The following is a 23,416-nucleotide window of genomic DNA, read 5'->3' as shown; positions in this document are numbered from 1 at the left end:
GTCCTTGATTGCGGTGCTCTACCGGCAGGCGCGATAACCGTTCTTGCGGTTCTTGATGTCGAAGTGGAAATGGTTGCGGTGGTCGTAATTGTAGCCGGGGCCGAGCACGGTGGTGAAATACTGGCAACCGTCGGCGCGCACATTGTTGAGGAAGCCCCGGGTGCGGAAGGCGAACAGGCCGGGCTTGCGCACGTCGATGTCATCGCCATTGTTGAGTTCGATGCTCATGACGTCGAGCGCGTTGCCCTTGCCGTGCTCGGACAGCACGCCCTCACCGGCAATGTTGCGGCAGGAATAGCTCGAGCCCTGGTGGATGGTCCTGACGCCGGAGAAATAGCGCCAGCGGGCGGAGGGAACGAGTTCGTTCTTCGTCCAGGCGGCGAAGGTGGCGGCCATGTCGCAGGTCAGCGTCGCGGCGGGTTTCATCTGGATGCCGCCGATTGCGGTGACCTTGACCGGATAGTCGATGCCGCACTGGCCTTCATGGATCGGCGCCAGGTCGGTGTAGGCGACATCGAGGCGCTTCAGCTGCTGGCGGCAATCGGTTTCGCTGGCTGGGATTTGCTCCACCGGCGACATCGGTTCATCCATGCGTGGATAGGCGGCCTGCGTCATGTAGGGATTGGACGGGACAAGCCTCTGCATGCCCGTATATTGAGGCACGGCCGCGGTCTGCGAGCCGACATCGACGGCGGGCTGCAACGACAGCACGCTGCCGGTGTTGCAGGCCGAAACCGCGGCCATCCCCAGACCGGCGGCCAGCAGCGATGCAGGTTTCAGTTGCCGCGCGGCGGCGCGGAAAACGGCGCGAAATGTGCCGGCCATTGGCGGAATCCTGTTGGATATCCGGCATTTTAACGATCAAGGGTAAAGGAAAACTCAGCGCCCGCGTTCACGCCTGCGGCTGAAATGCGGCAGCGAGCCTGTAACAGCCGCATTTATTGGCAGAACGTGCCGCCATGCCGGCGCGGTTCGAGATCGAGATGGAAGTGCAGCGCGTGGTCGGCGTCGGCGCCGGGGCCGAGCACGGTCTTGAATGGTCCGCAGGCGGCCTTGCGCACGGCGTCGAGGAATTTGCCGTCCTTTTCCGGCGGTGTCGGGCCGACCTCGATCGTCTTGCCGTCGGACAGCGTAAAGCTGGCGATGTCGAGCGCGTTGCCGAAAGCATGTTCCGACAGTTTGCGCGTGCCGTGGCGCGGCCGGCAGACGAAGGCGGATGCCTGGCTGATCGATTTCAGGTCCGCGCCGAATTCGGCTTTCGCGGCCGGCTGGATGACGTCGGCGGCAAAACGCACTGCCGCCTCCGCCATCGGGCAGTTGAGTTCGGTGCCGGGGGCAATCGCGATCGACTTGCCGAGCGACTTCAGCACGATCGGGTAGGGGATCGAGCAGCCGATTTCGGGATTGCTCTCGGCTTTGTGGTCCTCGAATTCGACGCCGAGCGTCTTCAGGCGCTCGCGGCAGGCGACTTCCTCAGCCGGCATCTTGTCGGCGGGGAGATCGGCCGAGCGCGGATCGGGCAGCATCTTCTCCTCGTCGCCCGCATCCGCCGGTTTTGGCGTCGGCTGGGGGGCGACGGCCGGCGGCTGAGGCTCGGGCGTCGTGGTGTCGGGCTTAGGCGTCGGTGTTGGCACCACGGCTGGCGGCTCCGGCTCGCTTTCCGTTTCGGCTGGTGGTTCGGGCGGTGTCTGGCTTTTCCGATGGGACTTTTCGTCCTTGAGCAGATCGGGCGCTCCGCCGCTCTTCGGACCTTCGGTGTTCCGGTCCTGCGTCTTTGGAGCGTCTGCCTTTGGGGCGTCCGCCGGACGTGGCTCGGGCACCGGAACATCGGCGGACGGCTGGGCATCCTGCGTTTTTTGCGGTGCGGGTTTTGGCGCGATATGCTGCCTGACCCGCGCTCTCGACTGTCGCTTGCCTCTTGGCCGCAGCGGCTGGTCGGCCCGCTGCGTCAGCGGCTGATCCACGCGCGGGCTTAGCGGCCCGTGGTGTCTGTGACGATGTCTGGCGTCGGCCGGCGTCACCAGCAGAACCGCCGCCGCCAAAAGCAGCGCCAGAGTGCAGAATCGGGAAAAGCTCAGCGTTGCCATCGCTCGGAAACGGCGCCGGTCGGCTGAAGTTGCCTGGACAGGCGCTTCGACCCGATCACAATCGGTTACCTCCGCGTTACGCGCCGATTGCTTCCAGCCCCTCTTCCAGCAAGTCGGCGAGCAGCGGCATGCCGAGCAGGTATTTCGCCGTGCGTTTGTTGGCGCGCTCCCGCGCCGCCGCCACCGCTTCGGCCCATTCCGAGGCGTCGTAGTCGCCGCGGCCGACCCAGGCCAGCGCGATCAGCTCGGCCGCCTCGTCGATATTGAGGTCGTTGATCAGCTCGCGCAGCTCTTCCTCGGTGAGGTTTTCCGAGCTTTCCTCGGCAAGGCCGTCGTGGTGATGGTTGTCATGCCTGTCGCCGTCGAACTCGACCTCGTGTTCGGCGCCGTCGGCATAGTCCTCGTTGACGGCCGCGCTCAGCGCCTTGGCCTTGAGAATGAACAGCCGCACGGTGTCGGGTCCGATCGTCAGATCCCAGGTCTTTTCACGCCGCCGCTGCACGGGCCTCTCCGTCAGTCGTTTGCCGGATGATACCGGATTTGCGGCATCCGTCACCTCATGTTCTCCAGGCGGGCTTTTTTCCGGGATGAAACGCGGACTGCTCGGCGTTAGTGTGGCATTGTCACAGCCTCAGGAGGTTTCCATGCATAAAAGAGTGCTTATCCAGGCGGCGAGCGCGCTTGTCGCTCTGCAGTTCCTCGCCGTTCCGGCGTTTGCCGCCGGCAGCAGCGGTGGCAGCGACCAGACTGTCACCCAATGCAAAAAGGGCGAGGTCTGGGATAAGAAGAAGCAGAAATGCGTGCCGCCCAAGGAAGGCATGCTGGACGACGACAGCATTTATGATGCGGGCCATGCACTGGCGATGGCCGGCCGCTACGACGAGGCGATCTCGGTTCTCGTTCTGGCCGCCAACAAGCAGGATCCGCGCATCCTCAACTATCTCGGCTATTCGCACCGCCATTCCGGCCGCGTTACCGTCGGCCTCGGCTACTACGAGGAAGCGCTGCGCATCGACCCGAATTACACGCTGGTGCGCGAATATCTCGGCGAGGCGCATCTGCAGATCGGTGACCTGGCCGGCGCCCAGCAGCAGCTGACGGAGATCGAAAAGCGCACCGGCAAGGGTTCGCGCGAATACGGCATGCTGTCCGAGCAGATCGAACATTTCATGAGGAGCTGATCGGGCACCATGGTTTCTCGAAGCGGCCGCGAGCGATCGCGGCCGTTTTTGTTCGCTCCATTCCATAGCCACCTTCGCTGACAAAAGAAGGGATGATTTTTGCAAAACCGATTTTTGAGCGTGAAAAGCCCGCAAAGATTGCTATATTCAGGGAAATTGCGGTGAAACGGTTCCGTTAGCCCGAGGCTGCCGGACCGTTTTCTTTTTGTACCCAACGACAAGGCTTCCCCCGAAACGCGGGGGCGGCGGCAGGAAAGGTCAGGCACTATGAACAAGGTCCCGATGACAGGCGAGGGGTTCGCGTCATTGAAGGAAGAACTGCGTTGGCGCCAGCAGGAAGAGCGGCCGCGCATCATCGAGGCGATCTCCGAGGCGCGCTCGCATGGCGACCTGTCCGAAAATGCCGAATACCATGCCGCGAAAGAGGCGCAGAGCCTCAATGAGGGCCGCGTCAACGAGCTCGAGGATTATATCGCGCGCGCCGAGGTGATCGACGTCACCAAGCTCAGCGGCGACAAGGTCAAGTTCGGCGCCACCGTGGTGCTGGTCGACGAGGACACCGAGGAGAAGAAGACCTACCAGATCGTCGGCGACCAGGAAGCCGACGTGAAGTCCGGCCGCATCTCGATCTCTTCGCCCATCGCGCGCGCGCTGATCGGCAAGGAAGTCGGCGACGCCATCGAGGTCAATGCGCCTGGTGGCGCACGCGGGTACGAAATCGTCCAGGTGCAGTTTATCTGAGGGCGTCGGCTGGGTGAGGCTCCGCGCTGACAGGCGCTATCCGCGCGAAGGTTTGCGCCGCCCCTCATTGCCCTGCCGGGCATTTCTCCCCGTATAGTGACGGGGAGAAAGACGCTGTCATCGATGATTTCGCCAAGTGGCTGGCACCGACCGCGTATTTCAGCCCCTTCTCCCCGTCACTATACGGGGAGAAGATGCCGGCAGGCAGATGAGGGGCGGCGCTGGCCTTTCCAATCGTTCGGTCGAAAAGTCAGTATTTCCGGGTATTTGCCCGGCTAAGCTCTAAAAGTCGTTCCGCTTCCGCCACCACCTGCGCCGGCGTCACGCGCGCGCCGGACGCTGCCAGCAGCGTCGATGCATATTGCCCACGCGGCCCGGTCAAACCCGGTTCAGTTGCCAAAAATACCGCCACCGTCGGCAGGCCGAAGGCGCTGGCGAGGTGGGTCAATCCCGTATCGGCGCCGATGACGAGCGTCGAGCGGCCGAGAATGGCTGCGATGTCGGCCAGCGGCGATTTGGGCAGCACGACCGTGGATGGCACGGCCTTGGCGATCGCTTCGGCCACGGCCTTCTCCCGTTCGTTCGACCAGGTGGTGACCGGCGTCATGCCGCGCTCGACCAGCAGGCGGGCGGTTCCGATCCAGTCCTCGGCAGGCCATTTCTTGTCCTCGCGGCTGGTGCCGTGCAGCAGGAAGGCCGCTTTTCCGTCGATGCCGGCGATCGTGCCCATCGGTGCGACGATGCCGGAGTCGAGCGTCGAAAGATCGGGCCGGTAGCCGAGCGCCAACCCGAACAGCCGCCTTGTCCGCTCGATGGCGTGCAGGTCGCGCGGCACGGCGTAGGGGACGTCGTAGAACAGCGTCGCCGAGGGTTCGCGCGCGCTCGACCGGTCGAAGCCGGCGATCGGCGCACGCGCCTGGCGTGCCACCAGGGCCGATTTCAGCAGGCCTTGCGCATCGACGACGAGATCATATCGGCAGGCGCGCAAGGCACGGCGCAGGGCCGCCGCCTGGCGCCAGGTGTTCGTGTCGAAGAGGCTCTTTCGCCAGCGCCTTATCGCCACCGTGTGGATGGTGCCGATCGCCGGATGCAGCGCGACGATGCCGGCAAACGCCTCCTCCACGCACCAGTCGAAAGCGATATCAGGCCGCGCGCGGCAGGCATCCTCGAGTGCCGGAAAGGTGTGGATGACATCGCCCATCGACGATGTCTTGACGATCAGCACCTTCATGCCGCGGCCGGAACTTCCAGCAGCCGGTCCGCCGCCGCGGCGACCCGCCCGACTTCCAATGTCTTGAGGCAGTTAAGGTGGCCGAGCGGACAGATTTTCTGGTGGCAAGGCGAGCAGGACAGGCCGAGCCAGACCAGTTCGCGCCGTTCCGCCAGTGGCGGCGTATTTTCAGGCGAGGTCGAGCCGTAGACGGCAACGATCGGCGTGCCGACGGCGGCCGCGACATGCATGAGCCCGCTGTCGTTGGAGACCGCGAGCCGGGCGGCCGCGATCAGGTCGATGGCGTCCTCCAGCCGCGTCTGGCCGGCGAGGTCGACGACGCCGGGGGCCAATGCGGCGATTTCGGCCGTCACGTCGCGGTCGTTCTTCGAGCCGAACAGGGCGACCTTCAGTCCCTTGCCCATGAATTCGCGGGCAAGGCCGGCATAGCTTTCGCTTGGCCAGCGCTTGGCCGGGCCGAACTCGGCACCGGGCATCAGGGCCACGAATTTTTGCGGCGCCAGACCGAAGCGGTCGAGCAGGGCGGCCTGGTTTTTCGCGTCCACGGTCAGCCGGGGTGCGCGGAAACTGCCGCCCTGGGCGAGGCCGAAATAGGCCTGCGCGGTGCGCCGTTTCACGGCGTCGGGCAATGGTACGATGTCGGTCAAAAGGCCATAGCGCATTTCGCGCAGATTGCCGAAACGGCGCGGAATGCGGGCAAAGAACGGGATCAGCGCCGACTTCCAGCTGCCTGGCAGCACATAGGCCAAGTCGTAGCGGCCGCGCAGCAGGCGGCCGAAGCGGCGGCGATGGCTGAATTCGAGCGTGCCGGGCTTCAGCGGAAAGTCGATCTGCTGGCGGATCTCCGGCATGCGCTTGACCAGAGGTGCCGCCCAGGCGGGCGCCAGCACATCGATCGCGGCGTTGGGATGGAGCTCCTTCAGCGCCGAGAACAGGCACTGCGCCATCACCATATCGCCCACCCAGCGTGGGCCGATCACGAGGATCGTTGGGCTTTCAGCCATTCGACATAGTCTCTGACGCCGGTTTCCACTGTGCGGAATTGCCCGTTATAGCCGGCCGCGCGCAAGCGGGACATATCAGCCTGGGTAAAACTCTGGTAGCTGCCCTTGAGATGGTCGGGGAATTCTATGAACTCGATCTCGCCCTTGCCCAGCGCGTCGATGACCGTTTCGGCGATGGCGCGGAACGGCTGGGCGCGGCCGGTGCCGCAGTTGAAGATGCCGCTCGCGCCACGCTTCCATAGCCACAGATTGACGTCGGCGACATCGCCGACATGGATGAAATCGCGGCTTTGCTCGCCCGGTCCGAAGCCGTCATGGGCGCCGAACAGCTTCGGATTTTCGCCGCGCTCGACCTGGTTGAACAGATGGAAGGCGACCGAGGCCATGGCGCCCTTATGCGCCTCGCGCGGGCCATAGACATTGAAGTAGCGCAGCCCCGCGACCTGCGAATGATCGCTGTCGAACACCGTGCGCCTGACATAGTCGTCGAAGAGTTTCTTGGAATAGGCATAGACGTTGAGTGGCCGTTCAAACGCCGGCTCCTCACGAAATTCGGATCCGCCGCCATAGACCGAAGCCGAGGAAGCGTAGAGAAAGGGCACGCGCAGCGCCTGGCAGGCATGCAGCAGCTGTTTCGAATAGGCGTAGTTCACGTCCATCATGAACTTGCCGTTCCATTCGGTGGTGGTCGAGCAAGCCCCCTGATGAAAGACTGCCTCGATGCGGCCGAGCGAGCCGGCTTCCATGTGGGCCAGGAGGTCGTCCTTGTCGAGATAGTCGGCAATGCTGAGATCGGCCAAGTTGGCGATCTTGTGGCCGTCGGTGAGGTCGTCGACGACCAGGATGTCGTCATGACCTTCCGCATTGAGCGCGGCGACGATGTTGGAGCCGATCATGCCGGCGCCGCCCGTGACGATGATCATGAAGGCCTCTGGTTGCGTGCGATTCCGGTCCTTATAAGGGAGGCTGGCCGGGCTGTCGACAAAGCAGGATCCGTGATTAGGCCCAAAGCTGCTGTCTAGCGAGTCGCCATAGGATTCTTGCTGACAATCACGTCAGGGCAGCGCCGCCCCTCATCCGCCTGCCGGCACCTTCTCCCCGTATAGTGACGGGGAGAAGAAACTGGACGCAACCTCGCCGCCTTCTCTTGCAACGTTGAAAATTGGCGAAACCATCGATGACAGCGTCCCTCTCCCCGTCTCTATACGGGGAGAGGATGCCGGCAGGCAGGTGAGGGGCAGCGCCAACGCCAGAAAAAGGTCATAGGTCGAATTCGAAGACACCCAACATTTGTGGTATCGCCAAAACGAGACGAAGGGCTGAAGTTAGTAAGCGCTGCCTGTCATAGACCCAACGACAAAGGAACAAAAAATGCCGTCGACCGAACTGCTGATCGCGTTTTTCGCCACCACGGCGATCTTCGCCTATATTCCGGGTCCGGCCATGCTCTACGCCGCCGCGCAGACCATGGCGCGCGGACGCTGGTCGGGGCTGACGGCGGCACTCGGCATTCACCTCGGCGGCTATGTGCATGTCTTTGCCGCCGCCGCCGGCCTGTCGGTGCTGTTCCATGCCGTTCCGCCGCTCTACATGGCGGTCAAGCTGGTCGGCGCGCTGTACCTGATCTGGCTCGGCATCTCGCTGTTTCGCAAGCGCGTGGAGGGCGACGTGGCGCTGCCGGCGATCGAGCGCAAATCGGCATGCCGAGCGTTCTTCGAGAGCATCGCCGTCGAGGTGCTCAATCCCAAGACCGCGATATTCTTCATGGCGTTCCTGCCGCAGTTCATCGATGCCTCCGCGGCCTTGCCGGTGTGGCTGCAGTTCGTCGTGCTGGGCACCATCGTCAACCTGATGTTCTCCTCGGCCGATGTCGTGTGCGTGTTCCTGGCCGGCCTGGTGATCGGCCGGCTGCGCCGTTCGAGCCGGGCGCAGCGGCTGATGCAGCGGGCCGGCGGCGCGGTGCTGGTCGGGCTCGGCGTCCACGTCGCCCTGCAGAAAACCTGACCGGTCCGGGTTTGCCTCCGCCCCGGCGTTGCGCTGCGCCGAATTGCGGTATATCGGCAGGCATGACCGACCGGCCTCGCAAATCTGGTGTTTCGACCTATCTGAGATCGGCGTTTCCCGCGCGTGGCAGATGACATGATCAAGCACAATCCGCCTTCTCCCGAGCCCCTGCACCGCGCCATCGCGCGCTTCGGCGACATCGCCGTGCTGGTGGTCGGCGACTTCATCCTCGACCGCTTCGTCAATGGCGTCATCGAGCGGATTTCGCCGGAAGCGCCGATCCCAGTGCTGCACGGGCGCGGCGAAAGCTCGGCCATGGGTGGCGCCGGCAATGTCGTGGCCAACATCGTCTCGCTTGGCGCGCGCGCCATTCCGGTCTCGGTGATCGGCACTGATCCCGCCGGCGACAGCCTGGCGCGGATGCTGGGCGAGCTTGGCGCAGAGACAGCTGGCCTTTCACAGCAGCGCGGCCGCATGACCTCGTCGAAGAGCCGCTTCAGCGCGCTCAACCAGCAGGTGCTGCGCTTCGACGAAGAAGAGATCAGGCCGCTCGGCGAGGCGGAACGGGCTGAGCTGATCCGCCGTTTCCGGGACGCGCTGCAACAGGCGGACATCGTCATCCTGTCCGATTACGGCAAGGGCATCTTGCTGGACGGCGTCGCCGCCGAACTGATCGCCATCTGCCGGGAGGCGGGCAAGCCGGTGCTTGTCGACCCGAAGGGCCGCGACTATGCGCGCTATGCCGGCGCGACCGCCGTCACCCCCAACCGCAAGGAACTCGGCGAGGCCGTCGGCCATGCGGTGTTCGCCGATGACGAGATCGTGGCGGCTGCGCGGGAACTGATTTCGGCGCACGGCTTCGACTTCGTCGTCGCCACCCGCAGCGAAAAGGGCATGAGCGTGGTCGGCCCCGAGGAGGCGCGCCACATCGCCACCCAGGCGCGCGAGGTGTTCGACGTCTCGGGCGCCGGCGATACGGTGATCGCGACCTTCGCGCTGGCGCTTGCAGCCGGCGCCGATCCTGTCGCCGCGGCCTCCATCGCCAACGCCGCCGGCGGCGTCGTGGTCGGCAAGCGCGGCACCGCGCGGCTGAGCGTCGAGGAACTCACCGGCGCCCTGTTCCGCTCGCATGGTCCGACCGCCCACAAGGACGCTATCCTCGACGCCGCCTCGGCCGCGCGCATGGTGACGGCATGGAAGGCGGAGGGGCTGAGCGTCGGCTTCACCAATGGCTGCTTCGACATCCTGCATGCCGGCCATGTCAGCCTGCTGCACGCGGCGCGCAGCCAGTGCGACCGGCTGGTGCTCGGCCTCAACAGCGATGCTTCCGTGCGCCGGCTGAAAGGGCCGGGCCGCCCGGTCAACGACCAGCATGACCGCGCCTGCGTGCTCGCCGCGCTCGCTTCCGTCGATGCCGTGGTGGTGTTCGAGGAGGATACGCCGCTGGCGCTGATCGAAGCGCTTCTGCCCGACATACTGGTCAAGGGCGCCGACTACACGATCGACACCGTGGTCGGCGCCGATGTGGTGCAGAAGGCGGGCGGCCGCGTCGTGCTGGTCGACCTCGTCGCCGGCAAGAGCACCACCGGCACGATCGGCAAACTGCGCGCCGGCGGCGCCACCAACTGAGGGATCTCATGTCCGAATTGAACGACTATCTGGTCCGCTCGGCGGCCGCCATCACTGCCACGGTCGAGCGAGATCTGACCAGCGAGATGGAGCGTGCGGCGAGTGCCGTCGTGTCGGCGCTTTCCTCCGGAAAGGCCTTGCTGGTCTGCGGCAATGGCGGCTCGGCCAGCGACGCCATCCATATCGCCACCGAACTGGTCGGCCGCTTCCTGAAGGAGCGCAAGGCCTACAATGTGATTGCGCTGCCGGCCAATGCCGGGATGCTGACCGCCTGGGGCAATGATTACGGATTCGACACGGTGTTTTCACGCCAGGTCGAAGCGCATGGGGCCGCAGGCGGCGTGCTTCTGGCGATCTCGACCAGCGGCAATTCGCCGAGCATCCTTGCCGCCGCCGAACAGGCGCGCATGATGGACATGACGGTGATCAGCCTGACCGGCGACACCGGTGGCAAGCTGAAGCCGCTCACCGACATCCTGCTCAACGTACCTTCGACCTCGACGCCGATCATCCAGCAAGGCCATTTGTGCCTCTATCACTATCTGTGCGAGGTGGTCGAAGCGCGCCTGTCGAATGGCTGACGGGATCGGGACGCCGCACCCGCTGACCGAACCGGGGCTCTGGGTGGAGCGGATCGGCGGCCGGGTTTTCCCGGTACGCTCGCCGGCGCTGTTCCTCGACCGCGACGGCACCATCAATGTCGACACCGACTATCCCAGCGATCCGGCCGAGATCGAGCTCAGGCGACGGATGCTGCCGGCGATCGCCGCCGCCAACCGGAGGGGGATACCGGTGATCGTCGTCACCAACCAGTCCGGCATCGCGCGCGGCTATTTCGGCTGGGACGTTTTCGCCAAGGTGAACGCCCGCGTGGTCGAGTTGCTGAACGGGCAGGGTGTGTTCGTCGACATGGTGCTGGCCTGCGCCTATCACGAGGCTGGCGTCGGGCTTCTCGCTGTTGCCGATCATCCGATGCGCAAGCCCAATCCGGGCATGCTGATCGAGGCGGGCAGGCGCCTTGATCTCGATCTCCAGCGCTCCCTGATGGTCGGCGACAAGCTGGCCGACATGCAGGCGGGCCAACGCGCGGGCCTGGCGCAGGGCTGGCTGGTCGACGGTGAGGGGGCACTTCAGCCTGGCTTCGCCATCAGGCGCTTGCATGACGACCGCGATCTCGGCGGCCTGCTCGCGGCCGTGGAGACGCTCGGTCGGGACCGCGGCCTGCCGGCCTAGGCCTTATCGTCGCGCTGCGAGGCTTCGTAGAGCTTGGCCTCGGTGGCGAAGGAATAGATCATCACCGACATCGAGTAGACGAAGCCGTGGCGGCCGCACAGGAAGTAGCGCTTGGCCAGGTAGAATTTCAGGAAGTTGCCGAACGGTGACAGCACCAGCCGCACCAGGCCGGGCTTCTTGCCTTTCTCGACCAGCGTGACCGCCTTGAGGCTGGAATAGGCGTTGGCCCGGGCAAGATCCTCCTCGACCGATATTTCACGGCGATGCAGCAAGACACCGTCCTCGATCGTGTCGGTCTCGCCCGGCACGCGAACGGATTCATGCACCCGCGCGGTGAGATCCATGGTGGCGCCTTCCCTGCGGAAAAGCCTGAGCAGCCTGTTGTGCAGGACCCAGCGATGGGCATAGCCGTAGCCCTTCAGCCAGTCGCGGCGGCGCATGTACCATCCGCTGGCCTTGCCGCCGGCCGCCTGGGTGATGGCCACGATCGACTGCCGCAGCCGGCCGTCGACGCGCTCGTCCGGGTCGATCGAAAGGCACCAGGGCTGGTTGGCATGGTCGAGCGCGAATTGCCGCTGGCGGGGGAACCCCGGCCAGTCATTGTGCAGCAGCGTTATCGGATAGCCCTTGGCGATATAGCTTTTCACGCATTCGACGGTGCCGTCCGTCGAGCCGGAATCGACGATGATGATCTCGGCGCAGAAATCGATGCTTTCCAGGCACGGGCCGATCATATCGGCCTCGTTCACGCAGATGATGAGCGCCGAGACCGGGCTTGCAAAACGGGTCATGGTCCCCTTCTCATGCGGATTCTTCCGGATTTCACGTGCTCGCGCCATCTGTTCTCAAGCAATTCCGGGCGGAAAACCGTTACACATTTTTTCTGGAATGGCTTGAGAAACCAGTCAAGCGCCCAGTCAAGCAGTGAAGTCCGGCAGAGCCGTTCAGCCTTGTATATCAACGTCTTTCGAATACCAACGCGGCGCCGGTGTGGCGAAGGTCAGGAATTCGCCTATCGCGCGGGCGTCGGCTGGCCTCAGGGTCGTTCGAACGACACCAAACCCTCATCCTTGACGCGACGAATGGTGAGCGCGGTGCGCACCGTGTCGACGTTCGGCGTCGAGGTCAGTTCCTCGATGACGAAGGTCTGGAAGCTGCCGAGGTCGCTTGCCACGCAATGCAGCAGGAAATCGGACTCGCCCGACACCATCCAGGCATCGCGCACGATCGGCCAGCCGCGCGTGCGGTCGGCGAAGATGCGCAGTTCGGCATCGGCCTGGTGATGCAGCCCGACCAGGCAAAAGGCGACGACATCGAGGCCGAGCGCCGGGGCGTTGAGCAGCGCGCGATAGCCACGGATGATACCGGCTTCCTCTAGCCGCTTGACCCGGCGCAGGCAGGGCGGGGCCGAAATGCCGACGCGGTTCGAGAGCTCGACATTGGTCATGCGCCCGTCCGACTGAAGCTCGCGCAGGATCTTCCAGTCGATGGCGTCAAGATCGGCCTTGAGGGGCATTAGGGTTCTCGATGATCAGTGTGGCGCAAGAATCTTTCGCGATTTTGTAATTAAACGACTTTTGTGTCGAAGCCAGCCCTCGTCGACGCGATTTTGGACAGGTAACGAAAAGCGCTGATCGCGCGAATATCCACACGGGCCGAAGCTTTCCGGGGACGACGGTTCGCTCGTCTTGCTGGCGTGGCTGGCAGCCCTTACATTAAGCGCTACATTCCACGTCTTTTTCCAAGGCACACTCGTGTCCGCCCCGCAGAGGCTCCAAATGACCACCAAGCATGCGCCCGTTCTCATCATCGGTTCCGGTCCGGCCGGCTATACGGCGGCGGTCTATGCCGCGCGCGCCATGCTGAAGCCGATGCTCGTCGCCGGCCTGCAGCAGGGCGGTCAGCTGATGATCACCACGGACGTCGAAAACTATCCCGGCTTCGCCGACCCGATCCAGGGGCCGTGGCTGATGGAGCAGATGCTCAAGCAGGCCGAGCATGTCGGCACTGACATCATCAACGACATCATCACCGAGGTCGACCTCAATGTGCGGCCGTTCCGCGCCAAGGGCGATTCCGGCACGACCTACACGGCCGACGCGTTGATCATCGCCACCGGCGCACAAGCCAAGTGGCTGGGCATTCCCACCGAGCAGGACTTCATGGGCTTCGGCGTTTCGGCCTGCGCCACCTGCGACGGCTTCTTCTATCGCGGCAAGGATGTCGCGGTGGTCGGCGGCGGCAATTCGGCGGTGGAAGAGGCGCTCTATCTGTCCAACCTCGCCAAGAGCGTCACCGTCATTCACAGGCGCTCGGACTTCCGTGCCGAGCGCATCCTGCGCGAGCGGCTGTTGAAGAAGGACAATGTCCGCGTCATCTGGGACACGATCGTCGACGAGATCACCGGCCGCCCCGGCAAGGCACCGCTGCCGCCTTCGGTGGAGGGGCTGAAGCTCAGGCATGCCGTGACCGGTGCCGAGAGCCACCTCAAGGTCGACGGCGTCTTCGTGGCCATCGGCCATGCGCCCGCGGTCGAGCTGTTCGCCGGCAAGCTGAAGCAGAAGCCGAACGGCTATCTGTGGACAGCGCCGGATTCGACGCGCACCGACGTGCCTGGCGTGTTCGCGGCCGGCGACGTGACCGACGATATCTACCGTCAGGCAGTGACGGCGGCGGGGCTCGGCTGCATGGCCGCGCTCGAAGCGGAAAAGTATCTGGCCGGCATCGAGGTGCATCGCGAGGCAGCGGAATAGGCGGCTCGCAAAACTGTTAAAAAAACGGCTTAGAAGCGCCGTGTAAAAGCCTGATTTTTCATTCAAACGCCAACCGGAACGAGGGGAAATCATGGCGTTGGACTGGGACAAGCTACGCGTGTTTCACGCTGCGGCGGAAGCGGGGTCGTTTACGCATGCGGCCGAGACGCTGCATCTGTCGCAATCGGCGATATCGAGACAGGTGAGCGCGCTCGAACATGATGTCGGCGTGCCGCTGTTCAATCGTCATGCACGCGGCCTTGTGCTGACCGAACAGGGCGAGATGCTGTTCCGCACGGCGCATGACGTGCTGATGAAGCTGGAAACCATCAAGTCGCGGCTGACCGAGACCAAGGACCGCCCGTCCGGTGTGCTCAGGGTGACGACGACCGTCGGCCTCGGCGCCGGCTGGCTGACCGAGCGGGTGCAGGAGTTCATCGAACTCTACCCCGAAATCAGCCTGCAGCTGATCCTCGCCAACGAGGAGCTCGACCTCACCATGCGCCAGGCCGATTGCGCCATCCGGCTGCGCCAGCCGCAACAGCCGGACCTGATCCAGCGCCGCCTGTTCACCGTGCATTTCCATCTCTACGCGGCACCGTCCTATGTCGCCAAATACGGCAAGCCGGGCTCGATCGCAGAGTTGAGAAGCCATCGCATCGTCACCTTCGGCCTGCCTGTGCCGTCGCATCTGTCGGAGTTGAACTGGCTGGAGACGGTCGGTGATTTCGAGAGCGGCCGGCGCGTGCCGACACTGCAGATCAACGACATCCTGTCGATCAAGCGCGCCGTGCAGGGCGGCGCCGGCATCGCCATGCTGCCGGACTATGTGATCAGCAAGGATTCCGGCCTGGTGCAGCTTTTGCCGGAAACCGAGGTGCCGTCCTTCGACACCTATTTCGCCTATCCCGACGCGATGAAGAACCAGGCCAAGCTGCACGTGTTCCGCGACTTCATCATCGCCAAGGCCAGAAGCTGGTCCTTCTGATCCAGGGTCAGCTCCGCGAGCCTATCCTTTCCAGGGCGTAATCCGCGGCAGCCACCCCGGTACGTTGTGGCGGTAGGCTTTGTATTCGGCGCCATGGCGGCCGGCGAGCGTCGGCTCCTCATAGAGCTTGACGAAGGTCACCATTTCAGCCGCCGCGATCGCCGCGTAGGTGGCGATCGACCAGCTCGAGAACAACAGCGCCTGGCCGATAATGATCGACAGCACGGCGACATACATGGGATTGCGGACATGGCGGTAGATGCCGCCGATCACCAGTCTTTCGGTTGGTGCGACGGGGGCCGGCGTGCCCAGCCCCTCCAGTGCGAAGCGGGCGAAGGCATGTAGCAGCACGGCGGCCGCGGCGACAATGAGGACGCCGCCGGCGACGACAAGGCCGGGCAGGGGCGACCATGGCAGGCTCCAGCGCTCGCTGAGCAGCCAGGGAATCAGCCCGGCGACCACGCCGGGGGCAGCAATCAGGAAAATGCCGCTGCCGGCAATCGCCGAAAACCTACGCATTGGTTGATCTCCGCTTGACTGCCTTGGAATTGAACCGCCGGTGCCTCATTCCACATCATCAGTGTTTTTCGGCATTTTGGGAACAAAATCGGTTGGGATTGGCGTTTTCGAGACGAGAATGACCCGAAAGTACGCTTCATTTTCACGATTCTGCTGGTCCTATTGGCTCCCCAAATGGGTTGGACCACAGCCTGTGCCTTTTTGCATGCGTGTGTTGCAAAATAGATGCTTGTTTCTTGGGCATGATGAGCACATATATAGGTCATCTCCTGGGCGCGTTCTCCTCCCATTAGCGCCCTCGAGTGTTCCCCTCTGGAGGTTAGCCTTAACAGGCACTTCCAATCAAACTCAGCCGGATCTTCGTTGATCCGGCTTTTTTGTTGCCCGGACCCGGGCGGGACGAGCGAAAATTTCATCAGAATTGCCACGTAACAGTGTCATGTAACCTCTGGTAACATGACAACGATGCCTTCCGCTGCTATGTAGATGCTAGGACGCGGTGTGGTTCGGACGGGAGATGGGGGCATCACTCGTACGGCCCGGGCTCAGGCGGCTACCGCGTCCGAACCTTTTCCGCCGAAGTTCGGCGACCTACATGCGGCGGACCTGCCGTTTCTCCTCCCAAGAAAACGGTCCGCACAACAAAACGGCGTCCGGCCCCCCGGGCGCCGTTTTTGGTTTTTGCCCCCTCGATCCTTCGAGGGGGCTTCTCATGAAACGAGTGAAATCAGGCGGCCTTGCCGTTGGCGTTCATCGCCTCGTCGGCGAGACGGCCAGTCAGCTCGGCCATATGGTCGAAGGCGGCGCGGTAGCTGGCAACGCCTGAAGTGGCCGACCGCAACTCGATGATCAGATCACCGATCTCGGCCTGCGGCATGGTCGCCTCGACGACATCCCATCCGGGCCAATCGGGCCGCGCGTCATAGCCGAGGATCTGGCCGCGCCGCTGCGGGATCAGCGCGATGATCTTCGATGTCGCGTCCGACGGCGTGACGATCTCGATCTTCATCACCGGCTCCAGAAGCACCGGCGAGCAGGCGGCCATGCCTTCCTTCATGGCGAGCTTTGCCGCCATCTGGAACGCCATGTCGGAGGAATCGACCGCATGGTAGGAGCCGTCCGACAGGTTGACCGCGACGTCAACCACGGGGAAGCCGAGCGGGCCGGTCTTCAGATAGTCGCGTATGCCGGTCTCGACCGACTGGATGTAGGTCTTGGGCACGACGCCGCCGGTGATGGTGTCGGTGAACTGGAAGCCGGAGCCGCGCGGCAGCGGCTTGATCTCGATCACCACATCGCCGAACTGGCCGTGGCCGCCCGACTGTTTCTTGTGACGGCCGCGCTGCTGCACCGGTTTGCGGATCGTCTCGCGATAGGGCACCGCCGGCGCATGGCCTTCGACCGGTATCTGGTTCTTGCCCTCCAGCCGCTCGCGCACCACGCGCAGATGCATCTCTCCGTGACCCGACAGCACGGTCTCGGCCGAGTCCTGGTTTTGGCGCAGGCTGAGCGAGGGGTCTTCCTCGGCCAGGCGCTGGATGGCCGCCGACATCTTGACCTCGTCCTTGCGCTCCTTGGGGCGCAGCGCGAAGGCGAAGACCGGCTGCGGCGGCTCGACATCGAAGAGCTGTTTGATGCCTCCCTTGGCGGAGCTGAGCGTCTGGCCCGTCTTGACCGCGTCCAGCTTGCCGAGCGCCACGGTGTCGCCGGTTCTGGCGGCGGTCAGCTTGACCTGGTCCTTGCCCAGCATCCTGTAGATGCCGGAAACCTTGGCGGTGTCGCCGCCGGGCAGCCACAGTTCCAAGCCGTCGGCGACCTGGCCCGACAGAATGCGCGACACCGACAGCTTGCCGCCATGCGGCGTGTGGATGGTCTTCATCACCTGGACCACCGTCGCGTTGCCGTCCGGGGCACCGAGCCGCTTGCGGGTCGCCTCGATGTCGGGCGCGTCGTGGCGGATCGTCTTCAACAGGCGCAGCACGCCATTGCCTTTCTCGGCGGTGCCGATCAGCACCGGTGTCACCGCGCCGTCGCGCAGATCGGCGGCGAGATCGTCGAAGATCGCGTCCCTGGGCGGCTCGATCTCCTCGAGCAACTGCTCCATCAGCTGGTCGTCATGGTCGGCCAGCGTCTCCAGCATGGAGAAGCGCGCCTCCAGTTCGCGCGCCTTGTCGTCGCCGGGTATCTCGGCCACCTCGCTCTCGGCGTACTCGCGGTAGATGTAGGCGCGCTCCAGCGCCAGATCGATCGAGCCGATGACGACGCCGTCCTTGCGCAGCGGAATCTGGCGCAGAAGCAGCGGCGCCGCGCTTGTCGGCTGCAGCATCTTCAGCGTGTCGCGCACGCCCGCGATCGCCTTGTCGACCTTGTTGAGGAACAGGATGCGTGGCACGCCGAGATCGTCAAGCTTGCGCATGATGAGCTGCAGGGCTGGAATCTTTTTTTCGTCGGCCTCGGCCACGACCACCGCGACATCGCAGGCCGCCAGTACCGGTTCGGCCTCGAAGGAGAATTCGATCGACCCGGGGCAGTCGACGAAGGTGAATTGCTCGCCCATGAATTCTGTGGTGGCGATCGACGCCTCGACGCTCATGGCGTGGGCGCGGGCCTCGAGCGAATGATCTGAAACGGTGTTGCCCGATGAAACCGGATTCTGGCGGGGGATGGCGCCCGTACGGGCCAATATGGCTTCGAGAAGTGTCGTCTTACCGCTTGCGAAGGGACCGACTATGGCAATGCATTTCGGTCCCGTGCGTCGTCCTCCGGCGCGAGTACCCATGGCTGACCTCCACTCAGGCGTTTCCCGTAGGACCGACTGGCATGCATGGTTCAGGCGTGGTCAATCGGTCCTGAGCGGCGGCCGGCCTGTTCGACCGTCGCGGGCGGGGTTCTTTTCATGTCCACCTGCCCTGATGCATCGTCCCACTTGTTTGCCGGCAGGGCAAGAAAAATAGGAAGCCGGCGCGGCTGGCCGGCTCAGGCGCTGAGCGCGAGCGGTTCGACCGAGCGCCCGGCAAACAGCGCGGCCGTCCCATGCGGGCAAGGTTCGTAGTCAAGAAAAATCAGGCCGAGCGGGCGACCCGGCCGGTTGCGTCCGGGCCAATCCGGGCCGAGAATGCATTTGACTTCAAGGGGCCGGCGCCTCGCCAGCTCCGACCAGTTCCAGGAACAGACGATGAAAATAATTGCTTGCGGCAGCGTGCCGACCATCATAGCGCCGGACAAATACTTCACCGGCCGGGTTCTGCAGACGCCGATCATCGAGACCGAGGCGCCGGCGCGGCTCAGGGCCACGCTGGTCAGTTTCGAACCCGGCGCGCGCACCCACTGGCACACGCATCCGCTTGGGCAGACGCTTTATGTCACCGCGGGCGCCGGCCTGGCCCAGACATGGGACGGGCCAATCCGGGAGATCAGGGCCGGTGACGTCATCTCCTTCGCGCCCGGCGAAAAGCATTGGCATGGCGCGGCGCCGAAATCGGCGATGACGCATATCGCCATGCAGGAGGCGCTCGACGGCATCCATGCCGACTGGCTGGAAGCAGTGACGCCGGCGCAATATGGCGGCTGAGTGCTGAGCCTGGATTGACGAACCCGGCGGTAACGCCTGAGCGTTGACGCCGGGTTTTGTTTTGGACTTACCAGATCAGGTCAGGGATGCCGTGAAGCGCTGGATGCGGGTGCAGGCTTCCTCCAGCAGCGTCTCCGAGGTGGCGTAGGAGATGCGGAAGTTGGGGCCGAGGCCGAAGGCCGAGCCGAACACCACCGCGACGCCCTCGGCCTCGAGCAGTTCCGAGCAGAAGGTCTCGTCGGTGTCGATCACCTTGCCGGCCTTGGTCTTCCTGCCAATCAGCTGGGCGCAGGACGGATAGACATAGAAGGCGCCTTCCGGCGACGGGCAGGTGATACCGCGCGCCTGGTTGAGCATCGAGACGACGAGGTCGCGCCTGCCTTGAAAGATCGCCTTGTTCTTGGCGATGAAGTCCTGAGGGCCGTTCAACGCCTCGACCGAAGCCCATTGCGCGATGGTGCAGGCCCCCGACGTCTGCTGGCCCTGGATCATGTCCATCGCCTTGATCAGCTGAACCGGACCGGCCGCGTAGCCGATGCGCCAGCCGGTCATGGCATAGGCTTTCGAGACGCCGTTCATGGTCAGGGTGCGGTCGTAGAGCTTCGGCTCGACCTCGGCGATGGTCTTGAAGACGAAGTCGCCATAGGTCAGGTGCTCGTACATGTCGTCGGTCAGCGTCCAGACATGCGGATGCTTCAGGAGGACATCGGCCAGCGCGCGCAGTTCGGCGTGGGTATAGGCCGCGCCCGACGGGTTGGACGGCGAGTTCATCAAGAGCCATTTGGTCTTCGGCGTGATCGCCTTTTCCAGCACCGCCGGGGTCAGCTTGAAGCCGTTGTCGATCGAAGTGTCGGCAAACACCGACGTGCCGCCACAGATCGCCACCATTTCGGGATAGCTGACCCAGTAGGGGCGGGGGATGATGACCTCGTCGCCGGGGTTCAGTGTCGCCATGAAGGCGTTGAACAGGATCTGCTTGCCGCCGGTGCCGACGATGGTCTGCTCGGGCTTGTAGTCGAGATTGTTCTCGCGCTTGAACTTTTTCGCGATCGCCTCGCGCAGCGGCACGATGCCCGAAACCGGCGGATACTTGGTCTCGCCACGGCGAATGGCTTCGATCGCCGCATTCTTGATGTTGTCGGGCGTATCGAAATCGGGCTCGCCGGCGCCAAGGCCAATGATATCCCGGCCGGCATTTTTCAGCTCGCGGGCTTTCTGCGTCACCGCGATGGTGGCGGAAGGCTTAACGCGGGAAAGGGTGTCGGCAAGAAAGGCCATGACCTTCTGTCTCTCCAAAGGATAGGCGCGGCCAGGAGCGGCCGCGGCGCTTCTCATGTCGCATCATTCCCCCCAGCGCAAGCCTTGTCGGCTGGGCCAGGTGGCGTGGCGCGGTCAATGAGGCGTGATCGGCAAAAGAAAGTTCATTAACGGGCGGTAGAGGCTTGCATGGCAGGATCGCGGTTCAATTCCGCCAGGTCGCGGAGCGAGGAACCCTTGTCACGCAGCATCGGACTTGCCCATATCATCCGTCATGATGACGGCACCTCGAGCGGTGTCTGGGGCATTTATACGCTGCAAAGCGCCTTCCAGCCGATCTTTGCCTTCAGCGAGGGCAAGCTGTCGGTCGCCGCGTTCGAAGGGCTGATCCGCCCGTTTCGCGACGGCGAGCCGCAATCGCCGATGACCTTCTTCTCGACATGTCCGGCGGCCGACCGCCTGCATGTCGAAGCGCTGACCAGGACACTGCATCTGCTCAATGCCGGCGCCTGCCTGCCGCAGGAGGCATCGATCTTCGTGAATTTCGATCCCTCGGTGTTCACCGAGCGATCGATCGTCGACAACGCCTTGCGTGACATGAGGCTGGTCCTGCACGAAGCCGGTATCGATCCGGGCCGCGTCGTGTGCGAGGTGACGGAGCAGAGATCGGAATCGCAGGAGACCCTGCACAGCTTCGTCACCGCGCTCAGAGCCAACGGCTTCCGGATCGCCGTCGACGACTATGGCGCCGACGATTCCGACATCACCCGCGTCAAGGAGTTGCGCCCCGACATCGTCAAGTTCGATGCGCACTGGATCACGCAACTGATGGAATCGGGCGCTGGTTTCGCGCTGCTGACATCCATGGTCAGGAGCTTCGAGGACCAGGGCATCCGCACCGTGTTCGAGGGCATCGAGGAAGGCTGGCAACTGGAGCTGGCCGAGCGATCGGGCGCCTCGATGGTCCAGGGCTACGTGCTGGCCCGTCCAGAACTCGCGCCGACAAGTTTCCGTGTTTTCGCGATGAGCAGTCCCGAACCTGTCCCCGCCGCAAGCCATACGACCGCTCCCGCCGCGGTTGCGCCGCGCACGGGGCGGCGGGCAAAGGCTTTCGGGCGCAGGATCGTGCCATGAGTGTCGAGCGCCGGCGCACCATTGGCGATGCGATCTTCGTCGATGAGATCGGCATCGAATATGGCATCCATGGCGACTTCCGCCTGCGCAGCGCCTACCAGCCGATCTACGCCCCGCACGGCGGCAGCTTGCACCCGGTGGCCGTGGAAGGCCTGATCGAGCCGCACCGGGCCGGCCGCCCGGGGTCGCCGCGGATGTTCTTCGACAGCGTCGCGGCCTCGGACCGCCTGTTCGTCGAAACCATGTGCCGGATGCTGCATCTCAGGAATTTCCACAATATCGGCGTCGATAGGCTCGACCTGTTCTTCAACTACAATCCACTGGTCAACGACCATGCTGGCCGGGCGCTGGCCGAGATCCGGCTGATGAGCCGGCATCTCGACGAACTCGGCCTGGCGCCCGCCATGCTGGTCTGTGAAATCACCGAACAGGCGGCGGACGATGCGCTGCTGGCCAGGCTGGTGCGTGAAATGCGGCGCGACGGCATCCGCATCGCCATCGATGATTTCGGGACCGGCCATTCGACCGAGGAGCGGGTGAGCCTGCTTCAGCCCGACATCGTCAAGATCGATGGCGGCTGGTTCGCGGAATTCTGCCGCCACGCCGCCGCGGAACGCTTCTTCCGCCCGCTGGTGTCCAGCCTGCACGACCGTGGCGCCAAGGTGCTGGTCGAGGGAATCGAGCAGCCCACCCACCTGCGCGTCGCGCTCGAAGGTGGGGTCGATTTGCTGCAGGGTTTTCTTCTCGGGCGTCCGGCGCTTGCCGGCACCATTTTCAACGAAGAGCCGCTTGCGGTCGATGCGCTGCTGGGCTTCGACAACAAGGTCGTGCCGTTGCATAAGCGGCGCTGATGGTCGCGCCAAAACAAATCATTGGTTGAGGATGCCGCCGTTGCGATAATCGGCCCGCAGAAGCAGCGCTCCGGGGACCGGCAATGATACTTTACAGCATGATCGACAGCGGCAATTGCTACAAGCCCAGGCTGCTGATGGCCAAGCTCGGCCTCGCGTTCACCACCGTCGAGGTGAGTTCGCATACCGGCGACACGCGCAAAGCCGATTTCGTCGCCAAGAATCCGAACGCCATGGTGCCGCTGCTGGAACTGGACGATGGCCGGCGGCTGGCCGAATCCAACGCCATCCTGCTCTATCTCGCGGAAGGCACGCGCTTGCTGCCGACGGACAGATACGAGCGCGGGCTCGCCTATCAGTGGCTGTTCTTCGAGCAGTACAGCCACGAGCCTTACATAGCCGTGCGCAAGGCGCTGCTGACTTTTCCCGAACGGGCCGCGGACGCGACGCCCGAGCGGCTGGCGGCGACGCTGGAGCGCGGCAACAAGGCGCTCGGCGTCATGAACACATATCTCGAAAACAACGCTTTCTTCGCCGGTGGCGCCTTCAGCATCGCCGACATCGCGCTTTATGCCTACACGCACACGGCGGAGCAGGGCGGCTTCCAGCTCGACGCCTATCCCGAGGTGGTGGCCTGGCTCGGCCGCGTGGAGGCGGATCCGGGGCATGTGCCGGTCGAGTGGGTGGGGTAGGCGACTGGCGAAAGTATTCAAAATCCAGGCAAATAAAAAGGCGGGATAAATCCCGCCTTCCCATTTCGGTAGCCTGATCGGGAGCGTCCGGTCCGGGCTGGCAGCTATCTGCTGTTCCAGCTTGTCGGGTCTTTCCACTCCGGCGCGCTTCTCGCGCGACCGTCAGTACATCCGTGACTTGCCGCGCGCCCCGAACTCTCGTCCGGCGCGCGCCATTTTCAAAATCAGGCTGCCTTGCTCAGAGAACCAGCGGACGACTTGCCAGTGCGGCGGTCCTGCTCGATCTCGAAGTTGATCTTCTGGCCTTCGACCAGGGTCGACAGGCCAGCGCGCTCGACAGCCGAGATGTGGACGAAAACGTCCGCGCCGCCGCTGTCAGGCTGGATGAAGCCGAAACCCTTGGTGGCGTTGAACCACTTGACCGTTCCAGTTGCCATAAAAATAGTCCTTCACATTTGCTTTGGTATGACCGGACCGAAATCCAGCCGGTGTGCATCGAGATTTTGGAGATAGACGTCAGCAAACGCGAAGATCGCGAGGC

Annotated in this window: 24 protein-coding genes; 12 read left to right on the top strand and 12 right to left on the bottom strand. The window is 63.9% G+C overall.

What is annotated here, in order from left to right:
- Window positions 1–18: 18 nt before the first annotated feature.
- The 3 genes from EN861_RS30830 to EN861_RS30820 all read right to left on the bottom strand — a co-directional run bounded on the left by EN861_RS30830 (window position 19) and on the right by EN861_RS30820 (window position 2,589).
- Window positions 19–825, bottom strand: a complete 807-nt coding sequence (locus EN861_RS30830; protein WP_135867447.1) for an extensin family protein — start codon at window positions 823–825, stop codon at window positions 19–21.
- A gap of 113 nt (window positions 826–938) precedes the next feature.
- Window positions 939–1,964, bottom strand: a complete 1,026-nt coding sequence (locus tag EN861_RS30825) for an extensin family protein (RefSeq protein WP_245512154.1) — start codon at window positions 1,962–1,964, stop codon at window positions 939–941.
- Window positions 1,965–2,163: 199 nt separating this feature from the next.
- Window positions 2,164–2,589: a DUF3775 domain-containing protein gene (locus EN861_RS30820; protein WP_135867506.1), complete on the bottom strand. Its 426-nt coding sequence runs from the start codon at window positions 2,587–2,589 to the stop codon at window positions 2,164–2,166.
- Between the two features lie 142 nt (window positions 2,590–2,731).
- On the opposite strand from EN861_RS30820, the gene EN861_RS30815 reads away from it, so the two are divergent.
- Both EN861_RS30815 and greA read left to right on the top strand, forming a co-directional pair.
- A complete protein-coding gene (locus EN861_RS30815) occupies window positions 2,732–3,268 on the top strand; it encodes a tetratricopeptide repeat protein (protein WP_127873473.1) in 537 nt (178 codons plus the stop codon).
- Window positions 3,269–3,535: 267 nt separating this feature from the next.
- Window positions 3,536–4,009 (top strand): transcription elongation factor GreA, encoded by a 474-nt coding sequence (gene greA / locus EN861_RS30810; protein WP_023671981.1) that lies wholly within the window; start codon window positions 3,536–3,538, stop codon window positions 4,007–4,009.
- 250 nt (window positions 4,010–4,259) lie between these two features.
- Here the strand turns inward: greA and waaC are convergent, their stop codons facing one another.
- Genes waaC through rfaD form a run of 3 tightly spaced genes read right to left on the bottom strand, consistent with a single transcriptional unit; the run spans window position 4,260 to window position 7,167 of the window.
- On the bottom strand, window positions 4,260–5,240 hold the full coding sequence (waaC, locus tag EN861_RS30800) for a lipopolysaccharide heptosyltransferase I (RefSeq protein WP_135867445.1): 981 nt from the start codon (window positions 5,238–5,240) through the stop codon (window positions 4,260–4,262).
- Entirely contained in the window at window positions 5,237–6,244 is a 1,008-nt protein-coding gene (gene waaF, locus EN861_RS30795; protein WP_135867444.1) for a lipopolysaccharide heptosyltransferase II, read from the bottom strand. The genes waaC and waaF overlap by 4 nt, the downstream gene beginning before the upstream one ends.
- Window positions 6,217–7,167: an ADP-glyceromanno-heptose 6-epimerase gene (gene rfaD, locus EN861_RS30790; protein ID WP_135867443.1), complete on the bottom strand. Its 951-nt coding sequence runs from the start codon at window positions 7,165–7,167 to the stop codon at window positions 6,217–6,219. The genes waaF and rfaD overlap by 28 nt, the downstream gene beginning before the upstream one ends.
- A gap of 448 nt (window positions 7,168–7,615) precedes the next feature.
- On the opposite strand from rfaD, the gene EN861_RS30780 reads away from it, so the two are divergent.
- The 4 genes from EN861_RS30780 to gmhB all read left to right on the top strand — a co-directional run bounded on the left by EN861_RS30780 (window position 7,616) and on the right by gmhB (window position 11,110).
- Window positions 7,616–8,248: a LysE family translocator gene (locus EN861_RS30780; protein WP_127278283.1), complete on the top strand. Its 633-nt coding sequence runs from the start codon at window positions 7,616–7,618 to the stop codon at window positions 8,246–8,248.
- A gap of 135 nt (window positions 8,249–8,383) precedes the next feature.
- Window positions 8,384–9,877, top strand: coding sequence for a D-glycero-beta-D-manno-heptose-7-phosphate kinase (gene rfaE1, locus EN861_RS30775; RefSeq protein WP_135867442.1), 1,494 nt, complete (start codon window positions 8,384–8,386; stop codon window positions 9,875–9,877).
- 8 nt (window positions 9,878–9,885) lie between these two features.
- Window positions 9,886–10,458, top strand: a complete 573-nt coding sequence (locus EN861_RS30770; protein WP_127278285.1) for an SIS domain-containing protein — start codon at window positions 9,886–9,888, stop codon at window positions 10,456–10,458.
- Window positions 10,451–11,110, top strand: a complete 660-nt coding sequence (gene gmhB, locus EN861_RS30765) for a D-glycero-beta-D-manno-heptose 1,7-bisphosphate 7-phosphatase (RefSeq protein ID WP_135867441.1) — start codon at window positions 10,451–10,453, stop codon at window positions 11,108–11,110. Before EN861_RS30770 ends, gmhB begins: the two co-directional genes overlap by 8 nt.
- Here the strand turns inward: gmhB and EN861_RS30760 are convergent.
- Window positions 11,107–11,901, bottom strand: a complete 795-nt coding sequence (locus EN861_RS30760) for a glycosyltransferase family 2 protein (RefSeq protein ID WP_127278287.1) — start codon at window positions 11,899–11,901, stop codon at window positions 11,107–11,109. The genes gmhB and EN861_RS30760 overlap by 4 nt on opposite strands.
- Before the next feature lie 245 nt (window positions 11,902–12,146).
- Window positions 12,147–12,626, bottom strand: coding sequence for an Lrp/AsnC family transcriptional regulator (locus EN861_RS30755; RefSeq protein ID WP_127873463.1), 480 nt, complete (start codon window positions 12,624–12,626; stop codon window positions 12,147–12,149).
- A gap of 262 nt (window positions 12,627–12,888) precedes the next feature.
- Between EN861_RS30755 and trxB the strand changes: the two genes are divergently transcribed.
- Together trxB and EN861_RS30745 are read left to right on the top strand one after the other, a co-directional pair.
- Window positions 12,889–13,863: a thioredoxin-disulfide reductase gene (gene trxB / locus EN861_RS30750; protein WP_135867440.1), complete on the top strand. Its 975-nt coding sequence runs from the start codon at window positions 12,889–12,891 to the stop codon at window positions 13,861–13,863.
- Window positions 13,864–13,954: 91 nt separating this feature from the next.
- On the top strand, window positions 13,955–14,851 hold the full coding sequence (locus tag EN861_RS30745) for a LysR family transcriptional regulator (protein ID WP_127873461.1): 897 nt from the start codon (window positions 13,955–13,957) through the stop codon (window positions 14,849–14,851).
- Between the two features lie 21 nt (window positions 14,852–14,872).
- Here the strand turns inward: EN861_RS30745 and EN861_RS30740 are convergent, their stop codons facing one another.
- Both EN861_RS30740 and EN861_RS30735 read right to left on the bottom strand, forming a co-directional pair.
- A complete protein-coding gene (locus EN861_RS30740; protein ID WP_135867439.1) occupies window positions 14,873–15,370 on the bottom strand; it encodes an isoprenylcysteine carboxylmethyltransferase family protein in 498 nt (165 codons plus the stop codon).
- Window positions 15,371–16,097: 727 nt separating this feature from the next.
- Window positions 16,098–18,149, bottom strand: coding sequence for an elongation factor G (locus EN861_RS30735; RefSeq protein WP_135867438.1), 2,052 nt, complete (start codon window positions 18,147–18,149; stop codon window positions 16,098–16,100).
- A gap of 396 nt (window positions 18,150–18,545) precedes the next feature.
- Here EN861_RS30735 and EN861_RS30730 point away from each other — a divergent pair, with 396 nt between their 5' ends.
- Entirely contained in the window at window positions 18,546–18,941 is a 396-nt protein-coding gene (locus EN861_RS30730) for a cupin domain-containing protein (RefSeq protein WP_127279112.1), read from the top strand.
- Window positions 18,942–19,016: 75 nt separating this feature from the next.
- Here EN861_RS30730 and EN861_RS30725 read toward each other — a convergent pair whose 3' ends face one another.
- Complete coding sequence (locus tag EN861_RS30725) at window positions 19,017–20,219, bottom strand: pyridoxal phosphate-dependent aminotransferase (RefSeq protein WP_127279114.1); 1,203 nt, start codon at window positions 20,217–20,219, stop codon at window positions 19,017–19,019.
- A 216-nt stretch (window positions 20,220–20,435) separates the two neighbouring features.
- Here EN861_RS30725 and EN861_RS30720 point away from each other — a divergent pair, with 216 nt between their 5' ends.
- The 3 genes from EN861_RS30720 (at window position 20,436) to EN861_RS30710 (ending at window position 22,875) form a co-directional block, all read left to right on the top strand.
- Window positions 20,436–21,332, top strand: coding sequence for an EAL domain-containing protein (locus EN861_RS30720; protein WP_135867436.1), 897 nt, complete (start codon window positions 20,436–20,438; stop codon window positions 21,330–21,332).
- Entirely contained in the window at window positions 21,329–22,183 is an 855-nt protein-coding gene (locus tag EN861_RS30715; protein ID WP_135867435.1) for an EAL domain-containing protein, read from the top strand. Before EN861_RS30720 ends, EN861_RS30715 begins: the two co-directional genes overlap by 4 nt.
- An 83-nt stretch (window positions 22,184–22,266) precedes the next feature.
- Window positions 22,267–22,875: a glutathione S-transferase family protein gene (locus tag EN861_RS30710; protein ID WP_135867434.1), complete on the top strand. Its 609-nt coding sequence runs from the start codon at window positions 22,267–22,269 to the stop codon at window positions 22,873–22,875.
- 224 nt (window positions 22,876–23,099) lie between these two features.
- Here the strand turns inward: EN861_RS30710 and EN861_RS30705 are convergent, their stop codons facing one another.
- Window positions 23,100–23,312, bottom strand: coding sequence for a cold-shock protein (locus tag EN861_RS30705; RefSeq protein WP_015316174.1), 213 nt, complete (start codon window positions 23,310–23,312; stop codon window positions 23,100–23,102).
- Window positions 23,313–23,416 lie beyond the last annotated feature (104 nt).

It is taken from the genome of Mesorhizobium sp. M8A.F.Ca.ET.218.01.1.1, from assembly GCF_004791165.1.
Classification (GTDB): domain Bacteria; phylum Pseudomonadota; class Alphaproteobacteria; order Rhizobiales; family Rhizobiaceae; genus Mesorhizobium.
The sequence above is the reverse complement of the archived record's forward strand: the minus strand, read 5'-3'. Positions and strand labels throughout refer to the sequence as shown.